This is a genomic window from Devosia sp. Root105 (genome assembly GCF_001424865.1).
Lineage (GTDB): Bacteria > Pseudomonadota > Alphaproteobacteria > Rhizobiales > Devosiaceae > Devosia_A.
In genome coordinates this window covers 172,425-197,652 of record NZ_LMCR01000018.1, presented here as the reverse complement: position 1 = coordinate 197,652, position 25,228 = coordinate 172,425, and the positions used below count along the sequence as shown (strand labels likewise).

The window sequence follows — 25,228 nt, the reverse complement described above, 5'->3', positions numbered from 1 at the left end:
GCTCTATCATGGTGGCATCAACTCGAGCCCCGAGGTCGCCATGATGCAGTCGAGCCCAGTGAACCAGAAGCGGGCATTCCAGATCCACGCCTTCGTCTTCGTCGCCACCATGATTTTCCTCGCCGTTCTCAACTACACCCTGGGCGAACCCTACTGGGTGGTCTGGCCGCTTTTCGGCTGGGGCATCGGCCTGATCGCTCATTGGTGGTTCGTCCTCGGGCCGGGCGCCAACCCCAGCAAGTAAGGCAACGAGTTCCCAGCCTCATAAGCCGGCGTCCGCTTGGGGCAGGGAGAGTTCGTGGCAGCGCCGATGGGCATGCGCTGATGTTCAAGCCGGCGCTGTGGAAGCAGCGCGTCGACCGATATCTGCATGAGCTGGTGGGTTGAAGCTCGATGGCACCAACGCGAATAAGCGCTCGCTGAGCTGACGGCCCTAGCGTCTCGGGGTGTAGCGTAGCGCCACGATGCCGGCACCGATCTCGCGGCGGTCGATGGGCGTCAGCTCGACATATCTGGAGAGGCCGGCGAACAACGTGGGGCCGTGCCCGGCAATGCCGGGCTGCAGCACGAATTCGTACTCGTCGATCAGGCCCAATTCCGCCAGCGCCATCGGCAGCTTCACGCCGCCGGTGAACAGCGCCTTGCCCGGCTGCTGCTTGAGCTTCAGGACGGCCTCGGCCAGGTCGCCGCGCACCAGCTCCGCGTTCCAGTCGACCCGGTCGAGCGTGCTCGAAACGACATGTTTCTGCATCGCGTCGATGGTGCGGGCGAAGGGCTCGGTCCACTCGGGCGGCGTCGAGGTCCGCGTTGCCAGCCGCCACGCGCCCTCCATCATCTGGTAGGTGACGCGCCCAAACAGCAGGGCGTCGGCCCGGGCGATGCTCTGGGTGGCATTGCGGTGGATGGCGCGCAGCGCCTCTTCCTGCCGCGGCCCGTCCGGCGGTATGGCGTTGTGGTCGACGCAGCCATCGAGCGTCACGTTGATGGAGTAGAGGAGGGGTCGCATTAGGGTCGTTGCTCCCTGGTTGTTCGGGCCGCGACTGCCAGCTCGAAACGCTGCAGCTGGCTGGTCAGCCCGATGGTTGCGCCGCGGGTCATCTCGGGGTCGGGGTGACGATCGGCGGTGAGGATCATCCGCACCCGCCCGGCCTCGGCGTGGAGCTCGACCAGGATGTCGTAGGGATAGGAGTCGACGCCGGGGACGAAGTCGATGTCGAAGCGGATGCGCAGTCGCTGGTGGCGCACCAGCTCGATGAAGCGACCGCTCACCCACGCCGTCGTCGGCCGCTTAAGGTTGGCGAAGTAAGCGACCTGTTCAGCGCCCACCGCAGTCATCACGTGATCGAATGCCCCACCGACCCAGGGCTCCAGGGTCGATACCTCGAAACGCATGCCTTCAGGCGCGAACCACTCCGCCAGCCCCTCTTTCGTGGTCCACAGCGCCCAGACGTCCTCGATCGAAGCGCTGTAGACCCGCTCGAACCTGAGGCTATCGGCGCCCAACGCACTGGCGTCCACCATCAGTTCTGTCCCTCAGGTTGCTGCCGTCGCGCCAGGGCGGCGTCGAAGCGATCGAGCCGGCCCTGCCAAAGCTTGCGATAGGTGCCGACCCAGTCGTCGATCGCCCGGAACGGCTCGGGCCTGAGCGAGTAGAGCCGTCTCGCCCCATCCGGCCGCATCGTGACGAAGCCGGCTTCGCCGAGGATCCGCAGGTGCCGCGAAACGCCGGACTGGTCGATGTCGACGGCCCGCACCAGATCGCCCACCGCCTGCTCGCCGCCGGCCAGCGCCTCGACGATACGAAGCCGCGTCGGGTCGGCCAAGGTCTGGAACATGCTTTGTTGCATCATGGTGCATATGTATGATGATGCATATGTGGAGTCAACGGTTCAGCCGATCCGCCGGATCCAGCCTCCCCAACGGCAGCTTGGCGTCAAAACTGACGCCGGCGATTGACACGGCCGCGCTCCCGGTTGCATCTCTAGCCGCATGGGGATCGCGACCTCCCCACGAGGCGTCACGCTGAAGTTCGCGTCCAACGACACTCAAAGGACGCAACCATGCCATCATACGCTTCCATCTCACCGGACAAGCTCGCCCGCCTGCTCGGCACCCCCAAGGCGCCCGTCATTATCGACGTGCGCGAACCGGACGCCTTCGCTGCCGACGCGCGGTTGATCCCCACATCGCTCTGCCTCTCCCACGAGACGGCCGAGACCTGGGCTGCGGCCTATGCCGGACGCACGGTTGCGGTCAGCTGCCAGCGCGGCAAGAAGCTGGCCGAGGGCGCTGCCGCCTGGCTCCGCCATTACGGCGCCGATGCCGAGGTGGTCGAAGGCGGCTTCGAGGGGTGGCGGGACGCCGGGCTGCCGCTGGTCCCGGTCAGCGCCATACCGAAGCGGGGGAGCAGCGGCGCCACGGTGTGGGTCACGCGTTCCCGCCCCAAGATCGACCGTATCGCTTGCCCCTGGCTGATCCGACGCTTCGTCGATCCCAAAGCGGTGTTCCTGTTCGTCGCGCCAGCCGAGGTCGGGGCGGTGGCGGAGCGCTTCGGGGCGACGCCGTTCGATGTCGAGGGGGTGTTCTGGAGCCACCGGGGCGAGCTCTGCACCTTCGACGTCATGGTCGAGGCGTTCGGTCTCGTGACCGAACCGCTGGCGACCATGGCGAAGATCGTCCGAGGCGCCGATACCGACCGGCTCGACCTCGCGCCGGAGGCCGCGGGGCTGCTCGCGGTGTCGCTGGGGCTGTCGCGGCTCCATGCCGACGACCTTGCGCAGCTCGAGGCGGGCCTCGGCATCTATGACGCGCTCTACCGCTGGGCCCGCGACGCCACCGACGAGACCCACTCGTGGCCCGGAGGCAAGGGCGCCCGATGAACGTCGCAACCTCGGCCGACCTTGCCCCGCGCGCCCCGACGCTGGGAGAGGCGAGTGTCGTGTGGGCAAAGATCGGGCTCTTAAGCTTCGGCGGCCCGGCCGGGCAGATCGCCCTGATGCACAAGGAACTGGTCGAGGAGCGGCGCTGGATTGCCGAGAGCCGGTTCCTCCACGCCCTCAACTTCTGCATGCTGCTGCCCGGCCCGGAGGCCCAGCAGCTGGCGACCTATATCGGCTGGCTGCTGCACGGGACCAAAGGCGGGATCATCGCCGGGGCGCTGTTCGTCATCCCGGGCTTCGTGGTCATCACCGTCCTTTCGGCCCTCTACGCCCTGTTCCATGAGGCGGGGTGGTTGGCGAGCCTGTTCTTCGGGCTCAAGGCGGCCGTCCTCGCGATCATCGTGGAGGCGGTCATTCGGGTTGGCCGCCGGGCGCTGAAGAACGGCGTCATGCTCGCCATTGCGGCCGCAGCGTTCGTCGCCTTGTTCGCCTTTGACATGCCCTTCCCGGTGGTGGTGGTGCTCGCTGGGCTGGTTGGGTTCGTCGGGGTCAGGCTCAACCCGGCGTTGTTCTCGCCAGCGAGGCACAAGATGCTGGCGCCGGACCTTGCCTCAGTCATCGGCGAGGGTTTTGCCAAGGCCAGCCCGCCCTTCACTGCGACGCTGCGGACGCTCGCCATCTGGGTGGGGCTGTGGCTGGCGCCGCTGCTGGTGATCGTGCCGGCTCTCGGCTGGTCCAGCACCTTCGGTACGCTCTGGCTGTTCTTCTCGCAGATGGCGATGGTCACGTTCGGCGGCGCCTATGCGGTGCTCGCCTATGTCGCCCAGGAGGCGGTGCAGAATTTCGGCTGGCTGCAACCCGGCGAGATGGTCGACGGCCTGGCGCTCGCCGAAACCACGCCCGGGCCGCTGGTCATGGTGCTGAGCTTTGTCGGGTTCCTCGCCGCTTACCGTGATCCCGCCGGGCTCGACCCGCTGCTGGCCGGGCTGCTCGGCGGCACGCTCACGACGTGGGTCACCTTCGTGCCCTGCTTCCTGTGGATCTTCCTCGGGGCGCCCTATATCGAAAAGCTCAGGTCCAACCGCGAGCTGTCGGGTGCGCTCAGCGCCATCACGGCGGCGGTGGTCGGGGTGATCCTCAACCTCGCCATCTGGTTTGGATTGCACGTGCTGTTCCGGGAAGTGGGCAGCCTCGAGGCCGGGCCCATCCGGGTCGCAATCCCGCATTTGCCGACCGTGAACTGGGCGGCGGCGGCATTGAGCATCGTTGCGGTCGTCTGTCTGTTCCGCCTCAAGCTCGGCATCACCTGGACCCTCGCAGTGTGCGGCGGCCTCGGGCTGCTGGCCATGCTGTTGCCGCTGCAGCAGTGACGGCCGATTGCGGCGCTCCGACCGTGCGGGCATAGTTGGGGCATGTCTCAGCCCGCATCGCATCTCTGGCCCGGCGTCCCCCTGGCGCTTGGCTCGGCAATCCTCTTTGGTGCATCGGCGCCGGTTTCCAAGCTGCTGCTCGGGGCGATGGACCCCTGGTTGCTCGCCGGGGTGCTTTACCTCGGGGCCGGCCTCGGGCTCGGCCTGGTTCATTTCGCGCGGGCGGCAAGCGGATGGGGGCGCAGGGAGGCGCCGCTTCGGCGGGCCGACTTGCCGTGGCTGGTCGCCGTCATCCTGTTCGGCGGTGTGCTGGGGCCGCTGCTGCTGGTGTTCGGGCTGTCGCTTACCTCGGCGGCATCGGGGTCGCTGCTGCTCAACCTCGAGGGTCTGATGACCATGGGGATTGCCTGGCTGGTGTTCCGTGAGAACGTCGACCGGAGGCTGCTGCTTGGCGCTGCGGCAATCCTCGCGGGTGCGGTGGTGCTGTCGTGGCAGGGGCGGGACGCATCCTTCGACATCGGCGGGCTGCTGATCGCCGGGGCCTGCCTCGCCTGGGGTATCGACAATAACCTCACGCGCAAGCTCTCGTCCGCCGACCCCATCCAGATTGCGACCATCAAGGGCCTTGCCGCCGGCGCCACCAACCTGGCCCTGGCGCTGCTGCTGGGCGCTCAGTTGCCTGCTGCGAGCATTCTCGCCGCGGGCGGTCTGGCGGGTTTCCTCGGCATTGGTGTCAGCCTCGTCATGTTCATGCTGGCGCTGCGTCACCTCGGCACTGCGCGGACCGGGGCCTACTTCTCGCTGGCTCCCTTTATCGGGGCGTTGATCTCGCTGATGGTTTTTCAGGAGGCCCTGACGGTGCAGTTCGCAGTCGCCGGGGTGTTGATGGCGGTTGGGCTATGGCTCCACCTGGCGGAGCGGCATGAGCACGAGCATATCCACGAGCTGCTCGAGCATGAGCATGCTCATGTCCATGACGCGCACCATCAGCATGCTCACGATGGTCCGGCGACCGAGCCCCACTCGCACCGGCACCGCCACGGGGAACTGCGGCACGCCCATCCGCACTACCCGGATCTGCACCATCGCCATCGCCACCGATAGCCGCTGCTTGCCCTGCCGGACCCAGGCCCGGCAGGGCAGGGAAGCCTAGAACGCTTCGGCGAGCTTCAGCTGGCAGGCTTGCGCCAGGTCGGTGTTGGGCTTGTCGGCGCCGAGCGGGGTGGCCCAGCCGGCTTTCTCGACGATGCCCTTGCGCGCATAGGTGGTGGCGCCCTTGAGTTCGGTCAGCACTGTTGCGGCGTCGACAGCGCCGGCTCGATCGACACAATAGGGGATGAGAGCAGAGGCGACGGCGGCGTTGGAGGCTTTCTTCGCCATATCCTGGGCCGCTCCGCCGGTGACCCAGCCTCCCCAGCTGAAGCCCACGATGGCAAGGGCGATGGCGCCTGCACCCGCGCCCATCAGGCCGGGTTTCAACCAAGTCGGGATCTGCATTTGAAGTGTCCGATCTATGTCAGACGAGCGCGCGGAATGCGCGCAAGTGGACGAGACTAGCACGGGTGCATGGCCCCGTCCGGGCGAATGCATACGCCGGAGCGTTTTCAGGAAAAGTTGCAGACTTTTCCGGTTCGAAAGCGCGACCAAACTAAGGACATATGCCGACTATGTGCGCCAACTATCGCGGCTCGCTGTCGCGGCGCAGCGCCGCGTCGAGCTCATCGCGCGTCACCGGCACCGCCTCGACGCCTCCCGCCTCGGTGAGGAGGATCGTCATGCTCAGCCGGAAGGCCGGCCAGGACACATCCAGCGCCTCGCGCTCGGTGACGAGATCGAAGGTGCCGGGCTGGTGCGGGCGCTCGAGGCCAGCCAGCAGGAACGGGTGCCGGAAGGTGATCCGTTCGGTCGCGCTCATCTCATTGCGCCTCCATCGCCCCCAGCAGCGCATCGATGCCGATGGTGGCGAAGTTGGAGAAGGTGTCCGACACCGCGTAGGGCAGGATGATCCTCGGCCCGTGGCGGATGGCGCCGCAAGTATAGACCACGTTGGGCACATAGCCCTCGCGCTGCTGGGGATCGGGGTGCACCAGCGGCTCGCGCGAGCGGGCGATGACCTTTGAGGGGTCATGCTTATCGAGCAGCGCCGCGCCGATGGCATAGCGGCGGACCGGGCCGACGCCATGGGTGAACAGCAGCCAGCCCTGGTCGAGCTCGATGGGCGAGCCGCAATTGCCGATCTGCACGAACTCCCAGGGCCATTCGGGCCTGAGGATGGGTTGGCCGCCGTCCCAGGTGTGGAGGTCGTCGGAATAGATCAGGTAGAGGTTCTCATTGTCCTGCCGCCCGATCATGGCGTAGCGGCCATTGAGCTTGCGCGGGAACAGCGCCATGCCCTTGTTGCGGGCGGCGCTGCCGCCCAGGGGGCGCATGCGGAAGGTGACGAAGTCGTCGGTCTCAAGCAGTTCGGAGCGGATGGCCCGGCCGTCATAGGCGGTGTAGGTGGCGTAGTAAGTGTGCGTGCCACGATCCTCGAAGCGCACGAAACGGGCGTCCTCGATGCCGTTCGACTGCCAGCCGGTGACCGGAAAGATCACCCGCTCGCTGATATCCTCGTCTGCCTTGAACACCAGCTCGACCGGTGCGTCACCTGGCCAGGGGACGAGCCCGGTGGCGCGCGGCATGGCGGCGAGCCGCGTGGTCGGATCGATACTGACGCTGCCATCCCTGGCGATGCTGCCGGCCCGAAAGGTCAGCGACGAGACGTGCCCTTCGCCCACGGCGCGGAGGCTCAACACGAAGCGCAGGCCGCCGGGCGGCGCCAGCGACTGGTCCGGATGCACCACGATGCTCGGGTTGAACAAAGCCGAGGCTTCGAAGGAGTATTCGTGCACGAAGTAGGAGCCGACGAGGCGCCGCTGCGCCACCGTAAACGGCAGGTGCGCGACCAGCGCCTCCTCCATCTCGTCGGCCCGCGCCTCGAAGGTGGCGAGGAGGTTGCGGTGCCGCCCCGAGAAATTCTCGAGCACGGCCGCCAACTGCCGTTCGGTGGTTTCGGCATCAAGCCCGAGCACGCGGTCAACGATGTGGTTGGCCCGCGTCTTGTCGGTCGGCTTCAGATCCTTCGGCTCGGTGGCCGGCCGGAATGGCCGGACGATCACCCGGGCCGGATCAGGGCGCAGGTAGAGTGCCTGACGGTTTAGGAATGTCGCTGGCGACAAGGCGGCCTCGGAACTGCTGATGGGAAAACCTGTGCATGTCTCGGCTGGCGCCCGATAGCGCCAGCGTGTGGGGTTGGGTGGTGCCGGCACGCTCGAAACGCTGCATGTCGGAAAGGCTGAGCAGATAGGAGACGACCGACTCGCCGCCGCGGTTCTCGTTGACCCGATCGGGGTGGAGGCCGTCGCGACAGGCGCCGGTCTCGGCATCGATCAGCGGCAGCCCCAGGTCGTTGCGGCCGAGGAACCAGCCAAAGGCCCGCGACGCTCCCGTCTGCCAGAGCGCGCTGCCGGTGAGCGACCAGGCAGCAAAGCACGCCGCGATGGTCGCCGCCGCTTCCACCGGCTGCTGGTCGAAGGGCTTTGGCGGCAGCCGCACGTCGGTAAACCCCGCCGTGCCGACCGGCCTGAACAGGCCTGAGGGGCTGGTCTGCTGCTGCATCAGCCAGGCGAGCGTGCGCAGCCCCGCCTCAACATAGCCGGTGAGACCGGTGGCGCGCCCGGTGAGGATCAGCGCCTCGCAAAGCCGCGCGTTGTCGTAGGAGAGCCCCTCCTCGAACCACACCCAGCCTGGCGTTTCCACCTGGCGCAGCAATTCGACCAGCCGGGAGGCGAGGCGCAGCCGCAGCTGCGTGGCGAAATCATCGTCGGGGCGGACCTGGCAGTAGCCATTGAGGCCGAGCAAGGTGAAAGCCCAGGCGCGCGGCGAGGCAAACCCCTCGACCACCGGCAGCGCCGCGGCGAACAGTTCGGCTGCCCAACTGCGGCGCGAGGTGCTGACATCGTCCCGCGCCGCCATGCCCAGCGCCCACAGCGTCCGGCCATGGCTATCCTCCGAGCCCTGCGCTTCGAGCCAGCGCCGGTCGAACGACATGAAGTTGCGGAAGCGCCCGGTGTCGCGATTGAAGGCGTGCTGCACGAAGGAGGCGTAGGTCGCCGTCATCGTCTCCGGCAGCCGGGCGGACTGGTTGAGGTTCAGCGCGCTCGCCAGCAACAGGCCGCGGGCATTGTCGTCGACGCAATAGCCATGCGCCCGGTCCGGTACCGCGTGGATGGCGTGCTGGTAGAGCCCGGTGTCGTCGGTCATCACCCTGAGATGCCCGAGAGCCAGCGATGGCAGGCGAGGCCTGTCATCGGCCGGTCCGACGAGGTGCAGGCGCACCGACTGGCGCTGCGGCTGCGGCTCGCGGATCTCCTCAAAGCTCGCCGCATAGCGATCGGCGACCCGCTCCCAGGTCATCGAGCGGCTGGTGGCATAGGCCCGCCGCCGCATCGCCTGGCGTCTCGGCTCGTCGCTCAGCAATGCGCTGATCTCAGCGCCGATGGCGCCCGCATCACCGAACGGCACCAGGCAGCCGCGGCCCTTGGCGAGCAGTTCGAGCGCATGCCAGTAGGGCGTCGACACCACCGCCCGCCCGAGCCCGAAGCTGTAGGCCAGCGTGCCCGAGGTCATCTGCGCCTCGTTGAGGTAGGGCGTGACATAGACGTCGCACATCGAGATGTGGTCGAGCAAAGCCGGCCGGTCGACGAACTGGTTGAGGAACACCACGTGCTCGGCAATCCCGAGGCTCGCAGCGCGGACGACGAGGCTCTCGCGATAGGCCTCGCCCTGCTCGCGCACCAGGGTCGGGTGGGTGGCGCCGAGCACCACATAGACGGCGTCGGGCCGCGCCGCGAGCACCGCCGGCATGGCGTCGATCATCACCTCGATCCCCTTGTTGGGGGAGAGCAGGCCAAACGTCAGGATCACCGTCTTGCCGGCAAAGCCGAGCCGCGCCTTGGCAGCGTCCGGCTCGACGAAGGCGACGTCGGGGATGCCGTGCGGGATCACCTCGATCTGCGCTTCCGCCGCGCCATAGCTGCCGATCAGCAGTTCGCGCCCCTTGTCGGCCATCACCACGACCCGGGCGGAGAGCGCGAGAATCTGCTCGAGTACCCGGCGCTGCGCCGGGCTCGGCTCGGCCAGCACGGTGTGGAGGGTGGTCACCACCGGTACGGTCAGCCGCTCGAGCAGGGTGAGGATGTAGCCCCCGGCCTCGCCACCGAAAATACCGAACTCGTGCTGCAGCGAAACGACGTCGAAGCCGCCCGCGTTGATGAAATCGGCGGCCGCGGCATAATCGGCAAACTCCTCCTGGCGCACCTCGAAGCCGACTTCCGGCGGATAATCGTAGTGCAGCCCCGCATCGGTAATGGCGATGATCGAGGTTTCGATATCAGGGGTTCGGCCCGCCAGCGCCCGTTGCAGATCGGTGGTGAAAGTGGCGATGCCGCAGCGGCGCGGCAGCGAATTGCCGATAAAGGCGACGCGGTGGATCGGCCTCATGAGCGGATCCCCCATGGCCGCGCCGGCGCGCCCGGCTTTTTCATCTGTCGCCCCAGCCCCAGTTCGGGAAAGCGCTCGGCCATCACCTCGATGGGGATGCCGTTGCGGCCGACCAGGAGGTTCGGCAGCGGAGCGTTGGCTGCGTAGGCGATCAACCCCTTGGCGCCGCGTTCTGCGGTGCGCACCGTGGCGCGATGCCCCTCGAGGAACATCGCTTCGCCTGCCGCCACCTGGGTGAGGTCAAAGGCTGCCTCGCCTTCGAGGATCAGCACCCAGGTTTCGCTGCTCGCATCGATCTCCCAATGCGAATTGGGCATCAGCTCGATGGTTTCGAGGACGAAATAGGCGCTTTGCGCCATGACATTGCGGGCCTCCGACAGCCGCACCGGCGCGGACTGGGCGATGGCGGGCCCGGCAACTGCCGCGCCCACCGCGCTGTCGAGATTGAGCTCGCGCTGGCGGCCGTGGTCGAACATCCGGAAGGTCGCGTCGCTGCGCTGCTGGATCTCAGCCAGCACCAGCCCGCCGCCAATGGCGTGGATGGTGCCCGCCGGCACCAGCAGCCCCTCTCCAACCGTGACGTCCTGCCAATGGATGAGCTCGACGATCGAGCCGTCCTCGATGGCGGCGCGCAGCTGCGGCCGCGTCAGCTCGCGCCTGAGGCCCAGCGCGACCTTCGCGTCCTTGTCGGCCGCGAGCACGTACCAGGCCTCGGTCTTGCCATGCGGCAGGCCGATGGCGCGGGCAAAGGTGTTGTCCGGGTGCACCTGCACCGATAGCGGCTCATCGGTGAACAGCAGCTTCAGCAGCAGCTTGGGCTCTGGCGCCAGCTTATCAGCGCGCTGGAACCACAGTTCGCCGATCGCGGCGCCATCGTGGCCGAATTCGCTCCACGGGCGCAGATCGGTTTTGCCCCAGGGTTTGCGGACCACCCTGACGGATGCAAGTTCCATGGTCATGGTCGTCTCCTGAGCTGAACTGGGTCGTCGTGTTGGGGCTTTGAAACAAGGCCCCCTAAGTCGTCTTCCGGGTTCCTGGCGATCCGCCCGGCGCCGCCCGCTCGAGCAGCCCGCCTCCCGGCGTAGCCTTGGGGACAAGCTTCAGCTGCTTGGGCTTTTTGGCTTCGCGATTGCCGTGTTTCTGGCCTTTTGCCATAGCGGGCTCCTTCTGCACCGGAGTGCGTGGTGAGGTGGATCTGAGGGGTGGTAAGGTTCAGGCGGGCAGCCGGAATGCCAGCTCGGCGCGTTGCCAGAGGCCGGCGAGGCCGTTGCCGTTCCGCCCCGCCGGTCGCGGCGATGCGGCTCGCGGTGCATGGACGCCAAGCGCCCACCGGCTGGCAAAGTAGCCATGGCTCTGGAGCGCCGCCTCGATGATCTCGCGACGGGAGGCAAGCAGCGCGTCGCTGTCCGAAATGGTGGCGAGGTAGCGCCAGGATTTGCCCGTCGGGTGGCGCGGTAGCGCCGCGACGTGATCGGCAGCGACAATCAGGGATGGACCGGACGCCCGTGCTCCACCGCGGTCTCCCGTGGCGTAAATCTCCAGAAGCACTTGAAAATCCTTAGTCTGCCCGACGCCGCATGAAATCATGGGACATCCGTCGATACATCAGCTTGGGCAGCGGAAAGCTCGTCATTCATGCGCCCTTGTCGACGCCATGTCCAATCTATTCCGCAGGACACGTATATGTCATAAAATACTTGTACATCCGAGGATTAATCGGAAAAATACCTGCCTATGTCGGTTTCTTTATTTTAACCGCATCGCCTTGTTTTTACCGACGTCGACCGCCATATAGGAGCAACGTTACAGCCATCGTTGGCTCTGATCGTCCGGCTCGCCGGCCATCCTGGTCCCCCTCGTTTGCAACGTTGTCGCTTGTCGCCTGTCGCGACCAAGCAGCCGGTGCGTGCGCGCCGAGCGCGGTCGCACCGCCATAACCGCCTGCAATGCAGCGTTTCTCGAGGAGGTTTCGCCATGACCACGATGTATTTCGTCCAGGGCTTCAGGGCCAAGGGGCGGAAGCTCGATCCCGATATGCCACAGCCGGCCAGAAGCCCGGAGGCGGCCATTGCCGCTGCCGAACGCATGGGGCCGACCCGCGCCGGCGTCTGGGCCTATTCGGCCAATATCGATCAGGAAACCGACACCTACGACGAGCCGCAGCTGCTGTTCCGCACCGGCACCCTGCCGCCGGGGCTGCTGGGAGACTGAGCGCCCCCAAGTCTTTCGACCGAAGCGTCTTTCGACCGAAGCGTCTTCCGACACTCAGGTCCCGAGGAGGATGAATGATGAGCGACGAGCAGACCAAGCGCATTCTCGTCCTCGAGGACGACCCACAAACCGGGGTGCTGATCGAAACCTGCCTGACCGAGGCCGGCTATGTCGTCCACCTTGCCGAGGCGGTCCCCGGTGCCCTGCACCTGATCGACGACCTCGCCTTCGATGCGGCGGTTCTCGACTATTGCATCGGCACCAATACCGCGCTGCAGGTCGCCCAGTCGCTGCGCGTCCGCCTGATCCCCTTCGTCTTCTGCACCGCGGATGACGACCTGCCGGTGGAGTTCGAGGACGTGCCGGTGCTCGGCAAGCCATTTCTGCCGGAGGACATGGTCGGCGTGGTCCGCAGCGTGTTTGGGCCGCCGCGCCTGTGGCGCCGAGCTGTCGGCCAGTAACCCGGCTCTCGGCCGGCGCCATTCCCTACACCAACCCAAGGAGCTCATGATGAGCGACGACCAGAACGATACCAAACCCAAGCAGCAATATACTGCCGGGTTTCTCGCCAACTCCTTTGGCCTGACGCTCCAGCAGGCGCGGGACATCCTCGACAAGGCCAACGGCCTGCGCGACACCGCCGCCGAGATGGCGCGCGTGCTGCGCTACCGGCAGCCCTGAGCCCGCTCAAGCCCTGCCGGCAGCCGCCGGCTGTCCACCCGATGAGGAGCGCCCGTGCCGGATAAACTGCGCAAGGCCAATGCCCGCGCTGCGGCGACACGATACGCGCCCAAGCCCGACGGCTCCACTCTCACCTATGGCCTGATCGCCGTCTCGCTGCTGGCCCTGGCGCTCGCCCTTTATGGCGGCTTCTACCAGGTCGACATGCTGGCCCAACCGGTGCCGCTGGTCCTCGCGGGCTTCGGCGCCTTCTGCCTCGGCATCGCGTTCCGGCTCCGCCTGCAGCGCCGCCACACCGCGGCCTACGAAGCCGAGTATGCGCTGCGGCAGCGCGAAGGCGAGGCAGAGGCGACCGAAGAGCGTTCGGCGCCCTGAGCCCTCAAAACGGCTTGCGATATCCCAGTTGCCCGGTGGCGGAGAGGCCGGTCGGGTCGAACGCGACTTCCGAGCGGGCCTCGAGACTTCCGCCATCGGCCAGCCGATAGGCGAAGTCCACACCGGCAAAGCTGCCATAGCGCGTGCCGGTATTGCCCGGATCGAAGGCGATGGGTTGCCCCGCCAGTTCCGCCGTGACGCTGCTCTGGCGGTGGGTCAGGTCGAGCCCGGCGCGCAGGGTCGTGGTCGCCACATCGCCCGCCAGGAGGGTCAGCGCCAGTTGCAGCCGCAACTCGGCCTGTTCCACCGTGCGCGCATCGACGACGAGGGTGTCGGCCGCGCCGCTCTCGGCGTAGCCGTCGAGCTCCAGCCGCGTATAGCGGGCCCTGAGGCTGGGGGTCAGCACGCCCAGCGAAGTATCGAGGTTGAACCCCAGCGTCGCCGCGGGGGTGAAGGCGTAGCCCGCCGTCTCGGCGCTCGCCTCGGCGAGGCCTCCATCAATCAGGTTGTCGGCGACGCTGCGTCGGCTGTCGATGCCGACAATGCCGAGCGCGGCGTAGAAATCGGCAAAGACGCTGCTCTGCGCGAAACCCAGATGCGCCCCGACGATGCCGCCGGTCAGCTTGGTTTCCTGGCTCGCGGCAACCTCGCCGGCAGCCGCCGCGCCGCCGATGAAGGCGCCGGCGCTAAACCCGTCGCCCGGCTTGAACTCGAGGCCGGCGACCAACCCACCGAGGCCATAGCCATAGCCGGCCAGCTCGTCGCTGCCCGCTTGCCGATCGAACCCGCCAACCCCTGAGAGCCAGGCGGAGACGCCGCATTCGGCCTCGGTCTCTTCCCCGACGCACAGGCCGGAACCTCTTTCAGCGCCCGAGAGGGAGCCCAGGAGGGCGAGGCTCATGTCGTCGGCGAGCGCGAACCCGGCCCGATCGAGCACCGCGATGCTGTTGCCGGTGATCACCGCAGGGTTGTTCGCCGCAATAACCGTCCCGGGCATTCCGGCGCCGACAAAGCTCATCCGGGCGTTGAGGCCGGGGCCGAAGCTCACGGTGTTGCCGGTGCCGGCAAACCGGATGTTCCCATCGATCGCCGTGCCGGCCAGCAGCTCGAGGCGCGCAGCGCCATTCCTGAACTCGATGGCGTTCGACTGCGCCGAAACAATGTTGCCGGAGTTGACGATCGAGGCATTGGTGCCTTCGATCAGGATGCCCCTGCCGCCGACGCCGGTCGCTTCGATCGAACCACGATTGATGATCAACGTCTGATCGGCGGAAGGCGCCGCCTGGATGCCGCTGGCACTGATGCCAGTCTCTGTATCTCCGGTGGTGAGGACCGTGCCGTCGTTTTCCATCACGATGCCGTCGCCGAGCAACAGCACCCCCGCCGCGCGCAGGCCATGCGTCTCGATCGCGCCGGCGTTGAGGAGGTGGCCGTTATTGCCGCCCCAGTACATGCCCCTGGCCGACCTGCCGGTCGTCACAACCGTTCCGTAGTTATGGGCGTATATGCCGTCCAGGCCGCCTAAGGTGTCGATGGTGCCGGCATTATGGATGCTGACGTTCTGCCCCGTCGACCGGAGGCCATAGGCGCTGGCGCCAACCGTCTCGATCAGGCCGAAATTGTCGAGCCGCTGCTCGTCGCCGATCATGTTGACGCCCAAGCCGGCCGCCGGTTTCAGCGTCCCGCCGAGCTCGATCAGCCCGATATTGCCGGTCCCGGTCATGGTCCGCGTGGTGACGGCGGTCGAGCCGCTGCTGACGGTGAAGCTCTGGGCCGAGGCCGGCGAGAGCATGGTCCCCAGCAACAGGGCCGAGGGCAGCGCCAGCAAGCAGAGTCGTGCCACACCCACGTTGCCGCGCCGACCGGCAAAAGAGAATCCGGCCAGCATACGCGTGTTCATAGAGCCCCCGTCGTCTCAGGGGACGTTGTCAGACGATTGTTGTGGGATTGTTTGATCGAGCGGGCGAGTGCCCTGGTGGCTGCGCTTCGACAGGCAATCCCGCCACCCATCAGGGCAGCACAGGCGTTTGCGCGGGGCCTAGCGACGGACCGGTGGCACGAGCCGTTCGACCAGAGCGACGAGGTCGGCACGGCGCGAGACGCTGGTCTTGGCGAACAGGTGCTCACGATGGGTCCGTGCCGTTGCCGCGCTGACGCCGAGCGCGGCGGCGGCCTCGTTGAGCGTGGCGCCGGCCAGCAGATATTCGAGCTGGCGCGTCTCGGCGGGGGTCAACCCGAAGATGCGGGCGACCGTGCTCAGATCTGCCGGTGACGCCGACCCGCCCGGCACGATGAACACCGCCGCGATGGCCTGCGGCGCAATGCGCATGCGAATGTCGCCGCGGGCCAGCGGCAACACATGGGCAACTGCGGCCGTCATATCGGCCTGCACCAGCGGCACGCCGATTCCCGCGGCGCCGATTGTCGCCTCGTCGGCTTGTGCGAGTGCGATGGCGCGGAGCAACTCCTGGGTCGCCCGTGGATCCCGGGCCGCGAGGCACCCGCCGGCCTTCAGGACCGGCGAGCCGGCATCGAGCATGTGTCGCGCCGCGTCGTTGGCATGCAGGATGCGGCCTGCGTCGGCGACAATCACGACGGAAATGGCCAGGCTGTCGAGCGTGGCGCCGAACGCCTGGCGCTCGAAGCTCTGCATGTCGAGCAGGTCGCTGATGGTGACGGCCCGGCGAATGTGGGGAGCAAGCAGGCGTAGCCTGGCGATGTCCTCATCGGTGACGAGGCCCTGGCTTTCGTGACGCGACAGCCCAAACTCGCCAAGCCGATGCGGCTGACGCAGCACCACCAGATGCAGCGTGTCGACGATGCCCTGCGGCCGACCCCACTCGGCATAGTAGCGGGTATCGTAAGTTTCCGGCAGATCGCGCCGCGTCGACGCCGGCTCATCGAGGTGGGGATGGCTGGCGAGGAACTTCTTCCAGAGCTCGGTGACCTCGGCCTCATGGTCCTGCTGGCGGGCAAGCCACGCCGGGGCATAGTTCCACTGCTGCGCCAGTCTGAGCTGTGACCCCTGCAGGTCGGCGACGACGATCATGCCGGCAAAGCAATTGGTGACATCGCCCACCGCGTGGATCACTTCCGGCCAGAGGCCGGGGTTGAAGGTGCAATCGTAAATCTGCCCGATCAGGTCCGAGAGGCGTTCGCGCGAAAGCGGCGATGCGCCTCCATTCCCCTGAGACGAACGATGCACCATGGCCAACCTGATGTGCGCGCCCTCAGGCCACAGTATCGGATGAGTATCCGACGCGCCATACGACGCCGGCGTTAGGTTAGGGAGTTTTGGCGCTGATGCCGAACCGGCGAGGGTGAAGATGAGTAACGATGCGATGGCAGCAGACTGGCAGTGCGTCGGGGTCGCGCAGGTGGGAGCGGCAGTGATTGTTGCTGGGGGTATTTACTGCTTCGAGTTCAGGAGCAGTAGTGCCAACGTCCGCGCGAAGTTCCTGTTTATTGGCGGCGGCCTGGGTGCGGGAGGCAGCCTGGGTGGCGGCATGTCGCCCAGCCCTCTCGATTTCGCCACCAACACGATCCCCGATATCTGGACCTCGCTTGAGTGCCGGCGACCGTTTTCGGCGAACGAGCTCGACAAGGCATATGCGGCGCTGACGACGCTGGGGGCCGCCTTTGCCCTGGGCTATTCGCTGATGAGCATAACGGGAGGCTGGGTCGATCCGCTGTTCACTGCCCAGAATGTGAGCGGCTGGGGCACCGGCGTCGGTGCGGGCGGCGCGATGATGCCCGGGATCTGGCTCATGCTCGACAGCACCGATTACTATTGATCCCGAAGCGCACCGAACAGGGGCAACCATCGAGGAGGTACGTCGTGCCGGCAGCCATTATGCTTGATGCTCAGACAAGCTTTGTTACCGATCCTGTCAGTCCCTGCGCCGGTGAGGATTTCACCGTCTCCTGGCAGGAGATCAATGTCGGCGATGAGCCGTCGGGCGAGTACCAGGATACGTTTGACCTCAACGACCAGGGAAGCGGCAGCAGCGATGCGCTCATCTGCGACTCGCTGGAGCCGGGCCAGTCGGTGACCCGGTCCCTGACGTTCAATCTGCCGGCGGGAAACTACACCATGACGCTGGTGATCAAGGCCGGGGTGCCGTTGACGCTCGGCAACGTGATTATCGACGAATGCCTCTGACCGGCAGGCAGCAGCCGATGCGATCCGGGCAGCCCGTTGTGACAAGCGCCTGCTGCTGCCGTCGTCATAATGGCTGACTCAACAGATGCGAGGATGTTGCGGGGGCCAGCTCCATTGCATCCCGACCCATACGGACTGTCTCATCGAGAATAGCTGCGCGGCTGGCCTGCTTCGGGCCCGCTGATCCAACGTCGCGAGGTCGAAATGGCGGTGCAGAACCTGCTGGAGGCGATCGGACAGTTCGGCGCCGCTCCAGATCCGACGTCGCGCAACGGCCTGCTGCTTGCCGATCTGGTGCCCGAGCCCGGCTATGCCCTGGGCGAGCGGTCCGGCAAGGCACATTTCGCTGTGCCACGCGGGTTGGGGCTCACCTCCGGCGGCGTCGAGGTGTCGAGGCAGGGCGATGGCGGGGGCGGTATTGTCCTGCCGCTGCCGGCGCCGCTCGACTTCACCATCCGAGCGGCTCCGGGTGGCGAGGAGGTGGCGATAAAGCTCGTGACCCCGAAGCTGCCGCTGCCCGGCCTTACCGCGGCGCAACTGGACGCCGACGGCACTCCGCGGCGGACCGGCGGCGACGTCAGCCTGGTGTTCCCGGACCTGACCCTGGTGATCCCGGGGTTCGATGCCGTAGTGCGGCTCGATCCGCTGTTTCCACCGGCTGGCGTCGTCGAAGTGACGATGGCCCCGCCGCTGGCGGTGGTCGGGCCGGGCGAGGCGGTTGCCATCGGCATGGAGCGGGGGAGGGTCGAGCTGGGCGCGGCGCCGAAGATCGTCGTGCCGGAGCTCAGGATCTACGTGACGCCACCGGGGATACCGGCGCTCGCCATGAAGGGCATGGCGGCCGGGTTCGAGATCGGGCTCGGCGGCAATGCCGGGCTGAGCGGCGAGGCGCAACTGGAGCCGCGGTCGGAGCCGGCGCAACGGCCGGCGTTCCTCGACCAGGTCAAGGGGCGAATCCGCCTCCTCGACAGCGTCGTCACCCTGCTCGAATTGTCGGGAGAGGTGAAACTGCGCGAGCGGATCGCCGGGTTCTTTGGCAGCGATGATCCGGATGCGCCCGAAAGGATCGGGTACCTGGCGCGCCTCGTTCCGACGCCGGCGCACTGGGAGGTCTCGCTGCAGTTGCGGGGGGCGGGGGACAGCGATTTCCTGTGGCGCACCAAGGCGGGGACGCTTGGCGATGCAGCCGGCGCCTATGCGGTGTTCGCGCCGATGTTTGCCGGTGCGCTGGCGCCGGGCGCCAGCGGCTTGGTCAAGGTCGGGGCGACCGCCGGGCTGATCGCGCCGATCGTCGCGGCCGGGATCTTCAAGGCGCGCGCCGTTACCGTGCTGGGCGGCGAGTTGCGACTGGTCGGCGCCGGTGACGAGGCCTTTCTCTTTCTCGATATCGAGACCGAGTTCGATCTCGATATGAAGGTGATCAAGACCCGGCGTCCGCTCAAGGTGCGGCAGAAGGCCATCGGCTTCAGCCTGGCGTTCGAGGACGATGACGGTCTGCAGCCGGTGTTCGACCCGACGCGCGGCTTCAGCCTGGACCTCTCCGATCCCAGCGCCTTCGAGGTGCCGAACGGGCCGCTGGGCGATCTGCTGCAACCGGACCGGGCGCGCGTCGCCAAGGAAAACCCGCTGCGGATCGAGATCGATCTGGTGCCCAAGCTCAACCTGGGCATCGTGACGGTGGATCGCACCACGGCCTTCGTCGAAATCGACCGGGCAGGGGCGAAGGGCGGCATTTCGGCGCTGGCGGTACATCTCGATGCGGGGCCGCTCAGGGGCAGCGGTTATCTGTCGGTCGGCGACGACGCCCTCGTCGGCGGCATCGACCTGTTCCTGCCAGAGCCGCTCAGTCTCCGGCTGAACGGCCAATTGGCCTATGCGAACCGAAACGGCCAGATGGCGCTTTACGCCTCGATCGGCGTGGGCTGGCCCGTCCCGATGCCGATCGCCAATTCGGGCCTGGGGCTCTACGAGATCTCAGGCCTGCTCGGCATTCGCTATGAGCCGGCCATCAATGATGGCCAGACGGCGCTCGATTGGGTGACCAATTCCGGGTTCCGGCCAACCGACGCCGAGCAATGGCGGCCGGTGGGCGGCGACAATCCGGATAACCTGGCCTTCGGCGTGGGGGCAGCCCTGGGGACGCTGGAGGGCGGCTTCCTGTTCAACGGCAAGGGCGTGCTGATCCTCGAGCTGCCGGGGCCGCGGATCATGCTGCCGATGCGCGCCGATATTCTCAGTCCACGCGGGCGGTTTGACGCGCAGGGCAGCATCCTGGCAGCGGTCGAGATCACGCCGGAGCAGCTCGCGGTCGGCCTCGTGGCGGAGCAGAGCTGGGGCGGCCTGCTCAAAGTGCGGGTTCCGGCCAGCGCCCGGTTCAGCTTTGGCGACATCACCGACTGGGCGCTCGATATCGGCGGCTTTCCGGAAGACCAGCCGCCGGGCGTGCCGGTCAGCATCAGCTTCCTCAACCGGTTCGAGGCGGACGGATACATCGTGATCCGCGGCAACGGCATCCGGCATTTCCCGCTGCGGTCGCTCCCGGGGTTTGCGGTGGCCGCGGGGGTGCGGGCCTCGATCCTGTGGGGGGCAGAGGAGATCGGGCTCTATACGCGGGTGGCAGCCAGCGTCGACCTCGGGGTCAACTTCACCCCGTCGATCTTCGCCATCGGGCGCATCACGCTCAAAGGGGAACTGCACCTGTTCATCGTGGGCATCGGCGTATCGGCCGAAGCCAGGGTGATGCTGTCGCACGATGCGTTCCAGTTCACCGCGACGGTCTGCGGCAAGGTCGAGTTCCTGTTCTTTGACGTCGAGGGCTGCGTGACGATGTCGTTCGGCAGAGGCGAGCCCGTGCCGCCGCCGACGCCCCGGCTGATCCGCAAACTATCGCTGATGAGCGCCTCTCCGGCGTTGCTTTTGGGCACCGGGGCGGACCGACCGATCGATGCATCACTGGGCGATGCCGTGGAAGGGGAGGGCGCATTGGTTCTGTCGGTGCCGATCGACACGGTGCCGGTCATCCATTTCGAGAGCCGCGCCTTTGTGCCCGACGATTTCAGGTTCCTCGGGAAGACGGCGCTGCCGACGCCAATCGCTGCGGGCAAGTGGATCCAGCGCGGCGGCCAGCTCTATCGCTATGGGCTGAAGTCACTGAGCATTTCTGACCTCGCGGCAGGCCTGGAGGAGACGGCGCCGCTCGCCTGGTGGGATCGGCACCCGCCTTCGGGTGAGTATGACGATGGCAGCGACCTGCAGCTGGCGCTGCTCACGCCATCGATCGACCCCGCGCCCATTGCGTCCGAGCCGTCGGAGGTCAGGCGCACGGGCCTCATCCGCCGCTGGGGCGAACTCTGCACGCCGGTCGCCGAGGAGCGGCCGGTGCTGTGGACGGCGCTGGGCCAGCACCCGGGTGGCTCGGCGAAAGGCTGGGTGCTCGAGGGGCAGGTGATGCCGGACAAACAGGGTACGTCCCGCTCGTCCCCGGCCTATACCCAGCTGACGGTGCGCGAGACCTGGCGAAGTGGCTATGCGGTTGCTGACACGCTGTTCGCCGTGACCCCGGCGACGGTGATCGGCAACAGCGCGGGCAATCGCGCCATCGCGGCGCCCTGGACCGGGCTGGAGCTGAAGCCCTGTTCGGAGGACGGAGAGGTCCTCCAACTGCTCGAGGAGTGGTTTCCCGATCGGTCGTTGTCGCTGCCCAATTCCCTGCTGCTGGAGAGCGGAGGGTTCCGCACCCTGCGCGGGCTGATCTATCTGCAGGAGGGCGACGTGAAGCACCTGGTCTTCCGCCTGTTCGATGCGAACGGCGCCGTGATCGGGGAAATCGATGGCACCCGGATGGAGACGAAGCGCCTCGTCGACCTCGCCGCGTTGCCCGAAGAGTGGCGGGAGGCCGGGACGCCATGGGCGGCCGAGACGTCGCGGCTGTTCGACGGCGGCCAGATGAACACCGACATGAGCCAGCGCTTCTACGAAAGCACGCTGCTCTATTTCGACTGCCCGATCGATCCCGAGGCGGTTCCGCACGCCGTCGAGATCGGGTGGACAGACGCGTATCGCGAATATTCATTCGGGCTCGTCGCCATCGAGAGCGTGACGCAGCGGGAGTATCTGCGGCGCCAGTTCGACGAGAAGCGCCAGGCGACGGAGATCGAGGCCGTGAGCGGCGCGCTCAATTTCGATGCGTCGAGGCAGGTGCTGCTCAAACCAGGCGCCGAATACAAGGTGACGGTCGAGTACACCACCGAAACGGGCGCGTTCAACGACAAGAGCCAGCCTGTAGCGACGCCTCGTCCGGCCGATATCGCGGCAGAAAACTGGCCGCCGACGATCAAGCAGAGCTATCGCTTCAAGACCGACACGGAGCCGCCGGCCAACATCGATGCATGGGTGCTCGCCACGGCGCCCAACGAGGATGAAGCCTTTTTCTATCTCGACCCGATCACCATCCTGTTTTCGTCAGCGCGGGTCGGCAAGCTGTTCAAGGCCTATGGCGCCGAACTCGCTGTCAGGGTGCTGGCGGCATCGGGCAAGCACCCGCCTTCGGGTGCGGCAGGTATCCCGCTGGCGGAGCTGATGGAGCTGGTGCCGGCAGTGATCTCCTCGCCTTTCGAGGCGATGCTGACGTCGCTGCCGCAACTGACCTGCGTGCCGTTCACGCTGCAGAACCGCCACTCGCAGACCATCATCCGCAACGCGCTCGAGCCGAGCACGGAGTATGTGTTCGAACTGGTCGCGGGCGGCAAGTCGCGCTCGCGGCGACACAATTTCAAGACCTCGCGCTATCCCAGCCTCGGCGCGCTGGCCGAGGACGTGCGAAAGGCGCCCATCGGGCACTGGTTTGCCTCCGACACGGCGCCGATTGCGGGACTGGCGCCAGGCCTTGTCGCCGACAGCCTGTTTGAGGCCGCCCTGCGCACACTGGGCTGGTTGAACCCGCAACAGGATCGGTCGGCCAACCGGGTGACGGTGATCTGGCAGGGAGCGTTCGGAACGCCCGAGGCCCGCCCAACCGGCGTGCTGATCGAGACGGTCGAGCCGGTCTGGCGGCAGATCAGGACGCCGCAGCAGGGCGGTGCCGCGAACCCGCAGTCGCGGCTTGTCGCCAGGCCATGGGTCGAGGTGCGTTGCCAGCGGGCAGCGGACATCGTCCGCTCGACGTCCGGCACGCGCACGCTCATCCGCCCGCCGGCGGGACAGGCGGGAGAACTCATCGCCGAGGTGGCGCGGCTGCCATCGTTTCTGGGCACGACCTATGCGGCGCAACCGTTCGAGCTGGTGCGCGTCGATCTCGCCCAGCCCAGCCAGGAGCAGGGGCCATGAGGGTCATTTCAACGGGCCGCAACGGCATGCTCAATGCAACCGGCGTCGAATTCTACCGCGAGACGGAACAGGTGGCGATCGAGACGCCGACCGTCCAGTTGCGCTGGATGACGCAGCCCGAGGCCGGCATGCCCGTCGGTCCATTCCGCGTCTATCATGAGAACGATCACCGGCCGGGTCTCAAAGCCCAGTTGGCCAATGACGACGGGATGTGGGAGCTGATCGAGGAGTGCTCCCTCCCGATCATGGACGGGGCCTACGAGCAGGCCCGCCACCGGCTCGACTATGCCACCGTGCCGTCGCTCGAGGGCTGGTCCCCCGTCGATCGCGACGCCTATCTCGACGATGTCGTCCGCGGGCGGCTGGGAGAGGGGCTGCGGGACATGCTGGCCTCGGGTCAGCCGCACCACAGCTTCGCGGTCAAGCCACCGGAGCGATTTGAGCTTCGGGCCCTGACGGAGGGGGCGTTCGCGGCCGCTGCCGATCGGTCGTCCGGTACGTGGTATCCGTGGCGCGTTGCCCTCCTGGCAGCGGCGACGGATCCCTGGGCCTCGCTGGCCCTGGGGTTCGGCACGGCGACGCCGATCGGGAACGAGACGCTTTCCCGCTACATGATCACCGCCGAGTACGAGCTCTCGGGCCGCCGGCTCGAATTCGCGGACATAGTGGACGTCAGTTACGATCTGCCCCGTCCACATCCGGCGACCGGGCTCGAGGCGCGCGTCTTCCAGGTGGAGCGGGGAAGGGCCCTCGATGCGTTCGGGGTGGATGTCATCAATGTTATGTGGGACCGTCCACCGCACGCCCAGGATACGATCGGCAACGCTGCCAGCAGGTTCGCCTGCGGCTATGCGATCGTCCGGCGCGAAATGTATCACGTGGAGGCGCCAGTCCCCAACCCAGACGTGTTCGAATACCTCAACCTGCGGCGCCGGCAGGGTGGTGGCTATGTGCCGCTGGCCGCGGGCCTGGCGCCGGGTAACGACAAGCTCATGGCGGTCGACCGGATACCCCGTCGGCAGACCAGCGGTGCTCCCGGCTACCACTACCAGATTGCCGTCGGGGATATTTTCGGCCGTTGGGCCGACATCGCTGCCGAAACCATTGTCGCCTCGCCCCCCGAAACGCCGTGCGCGCCGGAACTGCGATCGGTTCAGCTCGGTTCCGACGGCAGCCTGGTGGTCGAGTTCTCGTGGGACTGGAAGGAGCGAAGCCCGAAATTCATCGAGCTCAGCGGCGCGTTCAAGGATGTGCTCGGCTCGGGCGTCTTTGGCGCCGCCTTCAAGTTCGAGGAAGGCGCGCAGGAACCCGCGCCGGTCGCCGGCGTGGAGCTGACGGCGCTGAGCCCGCTGTTCGCACCGTGCGCCTTCGGCGCCGAGCAGGATGCTGCTCTGGGCAGCAGCGGCACTCGCTTCTATCGGGCGCGCACGGTGCTGGACGTCGAGTTCTTCGGCGTGACCCGGCGCTGGTACGAGGTGGTCGGCCGCGGCCAGGCCTTCATGCATGCCAGGGAGCTCGTGGGGTTCAACATCAGCCCCTGGTCGGCGCCGAAATCGGTCGAGGTGATCGATCCGGAACCACCGCCGGTGCCCGCCCTGGCGGCAAGCGAAGTGCCGCTATGGGCGTCGCTGCCTGACCCATCGGGCATCAGCCGCGTCCATCTGAGCTGGGCGCCAGCGCAGGGCGCTGCAGGCTATGCGGTCTACGAGGCCAGCGAGACGGCGTTGCTGATCCGGCTCGACCAGCCCTCACGAGAGACGACTGCCTCATTGCTTGACCGGCTGCGGGTCCTGCGGGAAGCGGACCTGGCAGGAGCGCCCTGCCGCACGGCCTTCCGGCGGGTGAACGTCGACCTCATCGATGCAACCCAGACCAGTTACGAGCTCGAGCTGCCCAAAGGCAGCAAGGTGCTGCACCTGATCACGGTGGTCGCCATCGGCCACAACAATATTGAATCGGCCTGGCCGGCGACCAGCGAGGGCTACCTCGCCTATGCCGTACCGCGCCTCAGACCGCCGGCGGCGCCCTCGCTCGAGGCCCGGCTTGAAGACGGCAAGGTGAAGCTGCGCGTCGAGGCGGGGGCCGACGATATCGGTGGGCGCATCAGCATCCATCGCCTCATCGGGGGCGAGGGCCAGCCGGAAATCGGGTGGATGGAGCGTCTGCTGCCGGCGCCGGTCGAGATCAATGCGGCCGTGACCCTGCTCGAGGACACGCCGCCGCCGCGGCCCGAACAGCATCGGCTGTGGTACAGGGCAGTTGCCTGGTCGAAGGAGGATGGCGGCAAGGCGATCCTCTCGAGCGCCTCGGCGCCATCGGCGGCTGTAGGCGTGCTGGTTCCGGGCATCTTGCCCGACCCCGAGATCTTCGAATGGGATGGGAGTTTCCAGCCCGGCGACATTGGCATCGTCCGCGGCAGGCACTTCCGCGCCAGGGATCTGCGTCCGGCCATCCTGCTCGAGCGGACGAGGCCCGGCGAGGTGCAGGAAGGCGTCCATGTCTGCTGGGCCGTCGGCTTCACCGATACCGAGATCAGCTTCACCGTGCCGGATATCCCGGAACCCGGCGCCACCTACCAGGTTACCGTGGTCCGCGGCGACGGTGTCGAGGTGGTGGCCGAAGACACCTTGATCCTCGGCGGGCTCTAGGCTCGGTCAGAGGGGCGCGCAGGCATCGCGGCAACG

At 67.1% G+C, this 25,228-nt stretch carries 23 protein-coding genes; 12 read left to right on the top strand and 11 right to left on the bottom strand.

Annotation, left to right across the window (positions count from 1 at the left end; genetic code table 11):
- Positions 1 to 40 precede the first annotated feature (40 nt).
- The gene (locus ASC68_RS21220) at positions 41 to 244 is read left to right on the top strand and encodes a 2TM domain-containing protein (protein ID WP_055883732.1); all 204 of its coding nucleotides are present in this window, start codon (positions 41 to 43) and stop codon (positions 242 to 244) included.
- A 189-nt stretch (positions 245 to 433) separates the two neighbouring features.
- On the opposite strand, the gene ASC68_RS21215 is transcribed toward ASC68_RS21220, so the two are convergent.
- From ASC68_RS21215 to ASC68_RS21205, 3 genes are read right to left on the bottom strand one after another with little or no spacing between them, the layout of a single operon-like run.
- Positions 434 to 1,006 (bottom strand): dihydrofolate reductase family protein, encoded by a 573-nt coding sequence (locus ASC68_RS21215; protein WP_055883729.1) that lies wholly within the window; start codon positions 1,004 to 1,006, stop codon positions 434 to 436.
- Entirely contained in the window at positions 1,006 to 1,521 is a 516-nt protein-coding gene (locus ASC68_RS21210) for an SRPBCC domain-containing protein (RefSeq protein WP_055883727.1), read from the bottom strand. Before ASC68_RS21210 ends, ASC68_RS21215 begins: the two co-directional genes overlap by 1 nt.
- Positions 1,521 to 1,835: a metalloregulator ArsR/SmtB family transcription factor gene (locus ASC68_RS21205; protein ID WP_248310579.1), complete on the bottom strand. Its 315-nt coding sequence runs from the start codon at positions 1,833 to 1,835 to the stop codon at positions 1,521 to 1,523. Before ASC68_RS21205 ends, ASC68_RS21210 begins: the two co-directional genes overlap by 1 nt.
- Before the next feature lie 225 nt (positions 1,836 to 2,060).
- On the opposite strand from ASC68_RS21205, the gene ASC68_RS21200 reads away from it, so the two are divergent.
- Genes ASC68_RS21200 through ASC68_RS21190 form a run of 3 tightly spaced genes read left to right on the top strand, consistent with a single transcriptional unit; the run spans position 2,061 to position 5,353 of the window.
- Positions 2,061 to 2,879 (top strand): sulfurtransferase/chromate resistance protein, encoded by an 819-nt coding sequence (locus ASC68_RS21200; RefSeq protein WP_055883724.1) that lies wholly within the window; start codon positions 2,061 to 2,063, stop codon positions 2,877 to 2,879.
- The gene (chrA, locus tag ASC68_RS21195) at positions 2,876 to 4,249 is read left to right on the top strand and encodes a chromate efflux transporter (protein ID WP_055883720.1); all 1,374 of its coding nucleotides are present in this window, start codon (positions 2,876 to 2,878) and stop codon (positions 4,247 to 4,249) included. The genes ASC68_RS21200 and chrA overlap by 4 nt, the downstream gene beginning before the upstream one ends.
- Before the next feature lie 42 nt (positions 4,250 to 4,291).
- Positions 4,292 to 5,353, top strand: a complete 1,062-nt coding sequence (locus tag ASC68_RS21190; protein WP_055883718.1) for a DMT family transporter — start codon at positions 4,292 to 4,294, stop codon at positions 5,351 to 5,353.
- A 45-nt stretch (positions 5,354 to 5,398) separates the two neighbouring features.
- Here ASC68_RS21190 and ASC68_RS21185 read toward each other — a convergent pair whose 3' ends face one another.
- From ASC68_RS21185 to ASC68_RS21160, 6 genes are all read right to left on the bottom strand, one after another.
- Complete coding sequence (locus tag ASC68_RS21185; protein WP_055883715.1) at positions 5,399 to 5,746, bottom strand: hypothetical protein; 348 nt, start codon at positions 5,744 to 5,746, stop codon at positions 5,399 to 5,401.
- A 181-nt stretch (positions 5,747 to 5,927) separates the two neighbouring features.
- The gene (locus tag ASC68_RS21180; protein WP_055883712.1) at positions 5,928 to 6,164 is read right to left on the bottom strand and encodes a hypothetical protein; all 237 of its coding nucleotides are present in this window, start codon (positions 6,162 to 6,164) and stop codon (positions 5,928 to 5,930) included.
- A gap of 1 nt (position 6,165) precedes the next feature.
- Positions 6,166 to 7,467, bottom strand: coding sequence for a glycoside hydrolase family 130 protein (locus ASC68_RS21175; RefSeq protein ID WP_055884417.1), 1,302 nt, complete (start codon positions 7,465 to 7,467; stop codon positions 6,166 to 6,168).
- Positions 7,418 to 9,790 carry a glycosyltransferase family 4 protein gene (locus ASC68_RS21170; protein ID WP_055884415.1) on the bottom strand — a complete coding sequence of 791 codons (2,373 nt, stop codon included), beginning with the start codon at positions 9,788 to 9,790 and terminating at the stop codon, positions 7,418 to 7,420. Before ASC68_RS21170 ends, ASC68_RS21175 begins: the two co-directional genes overlap by 50 nt.
- Positions 9,787 to 10,749: a class I mannose-6-phosphate isomerase gene (locus ASC68_RS21165; protein ID WP_082528351.1), complete on the bottom strand. Its 963-nt coding sequence runs from the start codon at positions 10,747 to 10,749 to the stop codon at positions 9,787 to 9,789. Before ASC68_RS21165 ends, ASC68_RS21170 begins: the two co-directional genes overlap by 4 nt.
- Positions 10,750 to 11,002: 253 nt before the next feature.
- Entirely contained in the window at positions 11,003 to 11,338 is a 336-nt protein-coding gene (locus ASC68_RS21160) for a hypothetical protein (RefSeq protein WP_156387401.1), read from the bottom strand.
- Positions 11,339 to 11,764: 426 nt separating this feature from the next.
- Between ASC68_RS21160 and ASC68_RS21155 the strand changes: the two genes are divergently transcribed.
- From ASC68_RS21155 to ASC68_RS21145, 4 genes are all read left to right on the top strand, one after another.
- Positions 11,765 to 12,001, top strand: coding sequence for a hypothetical protein (locus ASC68_RS21155; protein WP_055883708.1), 237 nt, complete (start codon positions 11,765 to 11,767; stop codon positions 11,999 to 12,001).
- Between the two features lie 77 nt (positions 12,002 to 12,078).
- Positions 12,079 to 12,462, top strand: a complete 384-nt coding sequence (locus ASC68_RS21150) for a response regulator (protein WP_162247978.1) — start codon at positions 12,079 to 12,081, stop codon at positions 12,460 to 12,462.
- Positions 12,463 to 12,511: 49 nt separating this feature from the next.
- Positions 12,512 to 12,682 carry a hypothetical protein gene (locus tag ASC68_RS28725; protein ID WP_156384709.1) on the top strand — a complete coding sequence of 57 codons (171 nt, stop codon included), beginning with the start codon at positions 12,512 to 12,514 and terminating at the stop codon, positions 12,680 to 12,682.
- 54 nt (positions 12,683 to 12,736) lie between these two features.
- A complete protein-coding gene (locus tag ASC68_RS21145; protein ID WP_055883703.1) occupies positions 12,737 to 13,057 on the top strand; it encodes a hypothetical protein in 321 nt (106 codons plus the stop codon).
- Between the two features lie 4 nt (positions 13,058 to 13,061).
- Here the strand turns inward: ASC68_RS21145 and ASC68_RS21140 are convergent, their stop codons facing one another.
- Both ASC68_RS21140 and ASC68_RS21135 read right to left on the bottom strand, forming a co-directional pair.
- Positions 13,062 to 14,957 carry an autotransporter outer membrane beta-barrel domain-containing protein gene (locus ASC68_RS21140; protein ID WP_082528350.1) on the bottom strand — a complete coding sequence of 632 codons (1,896 nt, stop codon included), beginning with the start codon at positions 14,955 to 14,957 and terminating at the stop codon, positions 13,062 to 13,064.
- A gap of 138 nt (positions 14,958 to 15,095) precedes the next feature.
- Positions 15,096 to 16,262, bottom strand: coding sequence for a helix-turn-helix transcriptional regulator (locus ASC68_RS21135; protein WP_197421335.1), 1,167 nt, complete (start codon positions 16,260 to 16,262; stop codon positions 15,096 to 15,098).
- Between the two features lie 121 nt (positions 16,263 to 16,383).
- Here ASC68_RS21135 and ASC68_RS28720 point away from each other — a divergent pair, with 121 nt between their 5' ends.
- The 4 genes from ASC68_RS28720 to ASC68_RS21115 all read left to right on the top strand — a co-directional run bounded on the left by ASC68_RS28720 (position 16,384) and on the right by ASC68_RS21115 (position 25,192).
- Positions 16,384 to 16,851, top strand: coding sequence for a hypothetical protein (locus tag ASC68_RS28720; RefSeq protein WP_156387400.1), 468 nt, complete (start codon positions 16,384 to 16,386; stop codon positions 16,849 to 16,851).
- Positions 16,852 to 16,895: 44 nt separating this feature from the next.
- On the top strand, positions 16,896 to 17,219 hold the full coding sequence (locus ASC68_RS21125; protein WP_156387399.1) for a CARDB domain-containing protein: 324 nt from the start codon (positions 16,896 to 16,898) through the stop codon (positions 17,217 to 17,219).
- 204 nt (positions 17,220 to 17,423) lie between these two features.
- A complete protein-coding gene (locus ASC68_RS21120) occupies positions 17,424 to 22,544 on the top strand; it encodes a hypothetical protein (RefSeq protein ID WP_055883689.1) in 5,121 nt (1,706 codons plus the stop codon).
- Positions 22,541 to 25,192 (top strand): hypothetical protein, encoded by a 2,652-nt coding sequence (locus ASC68_RS21115; RefSeq protein ID WP_055883686.1) that lies wholly within the window; start codon positions 22,541 to 22,543, stop codon positions 25,190 to 25,192. The genes ASC68_RS21120 and ASC68_RS21115 overlap by 4 nt, the downstream gene beginning before the upstream one ends.
- Positions 25,193 to 25,228: the final 36 nt, after the last annotated feature.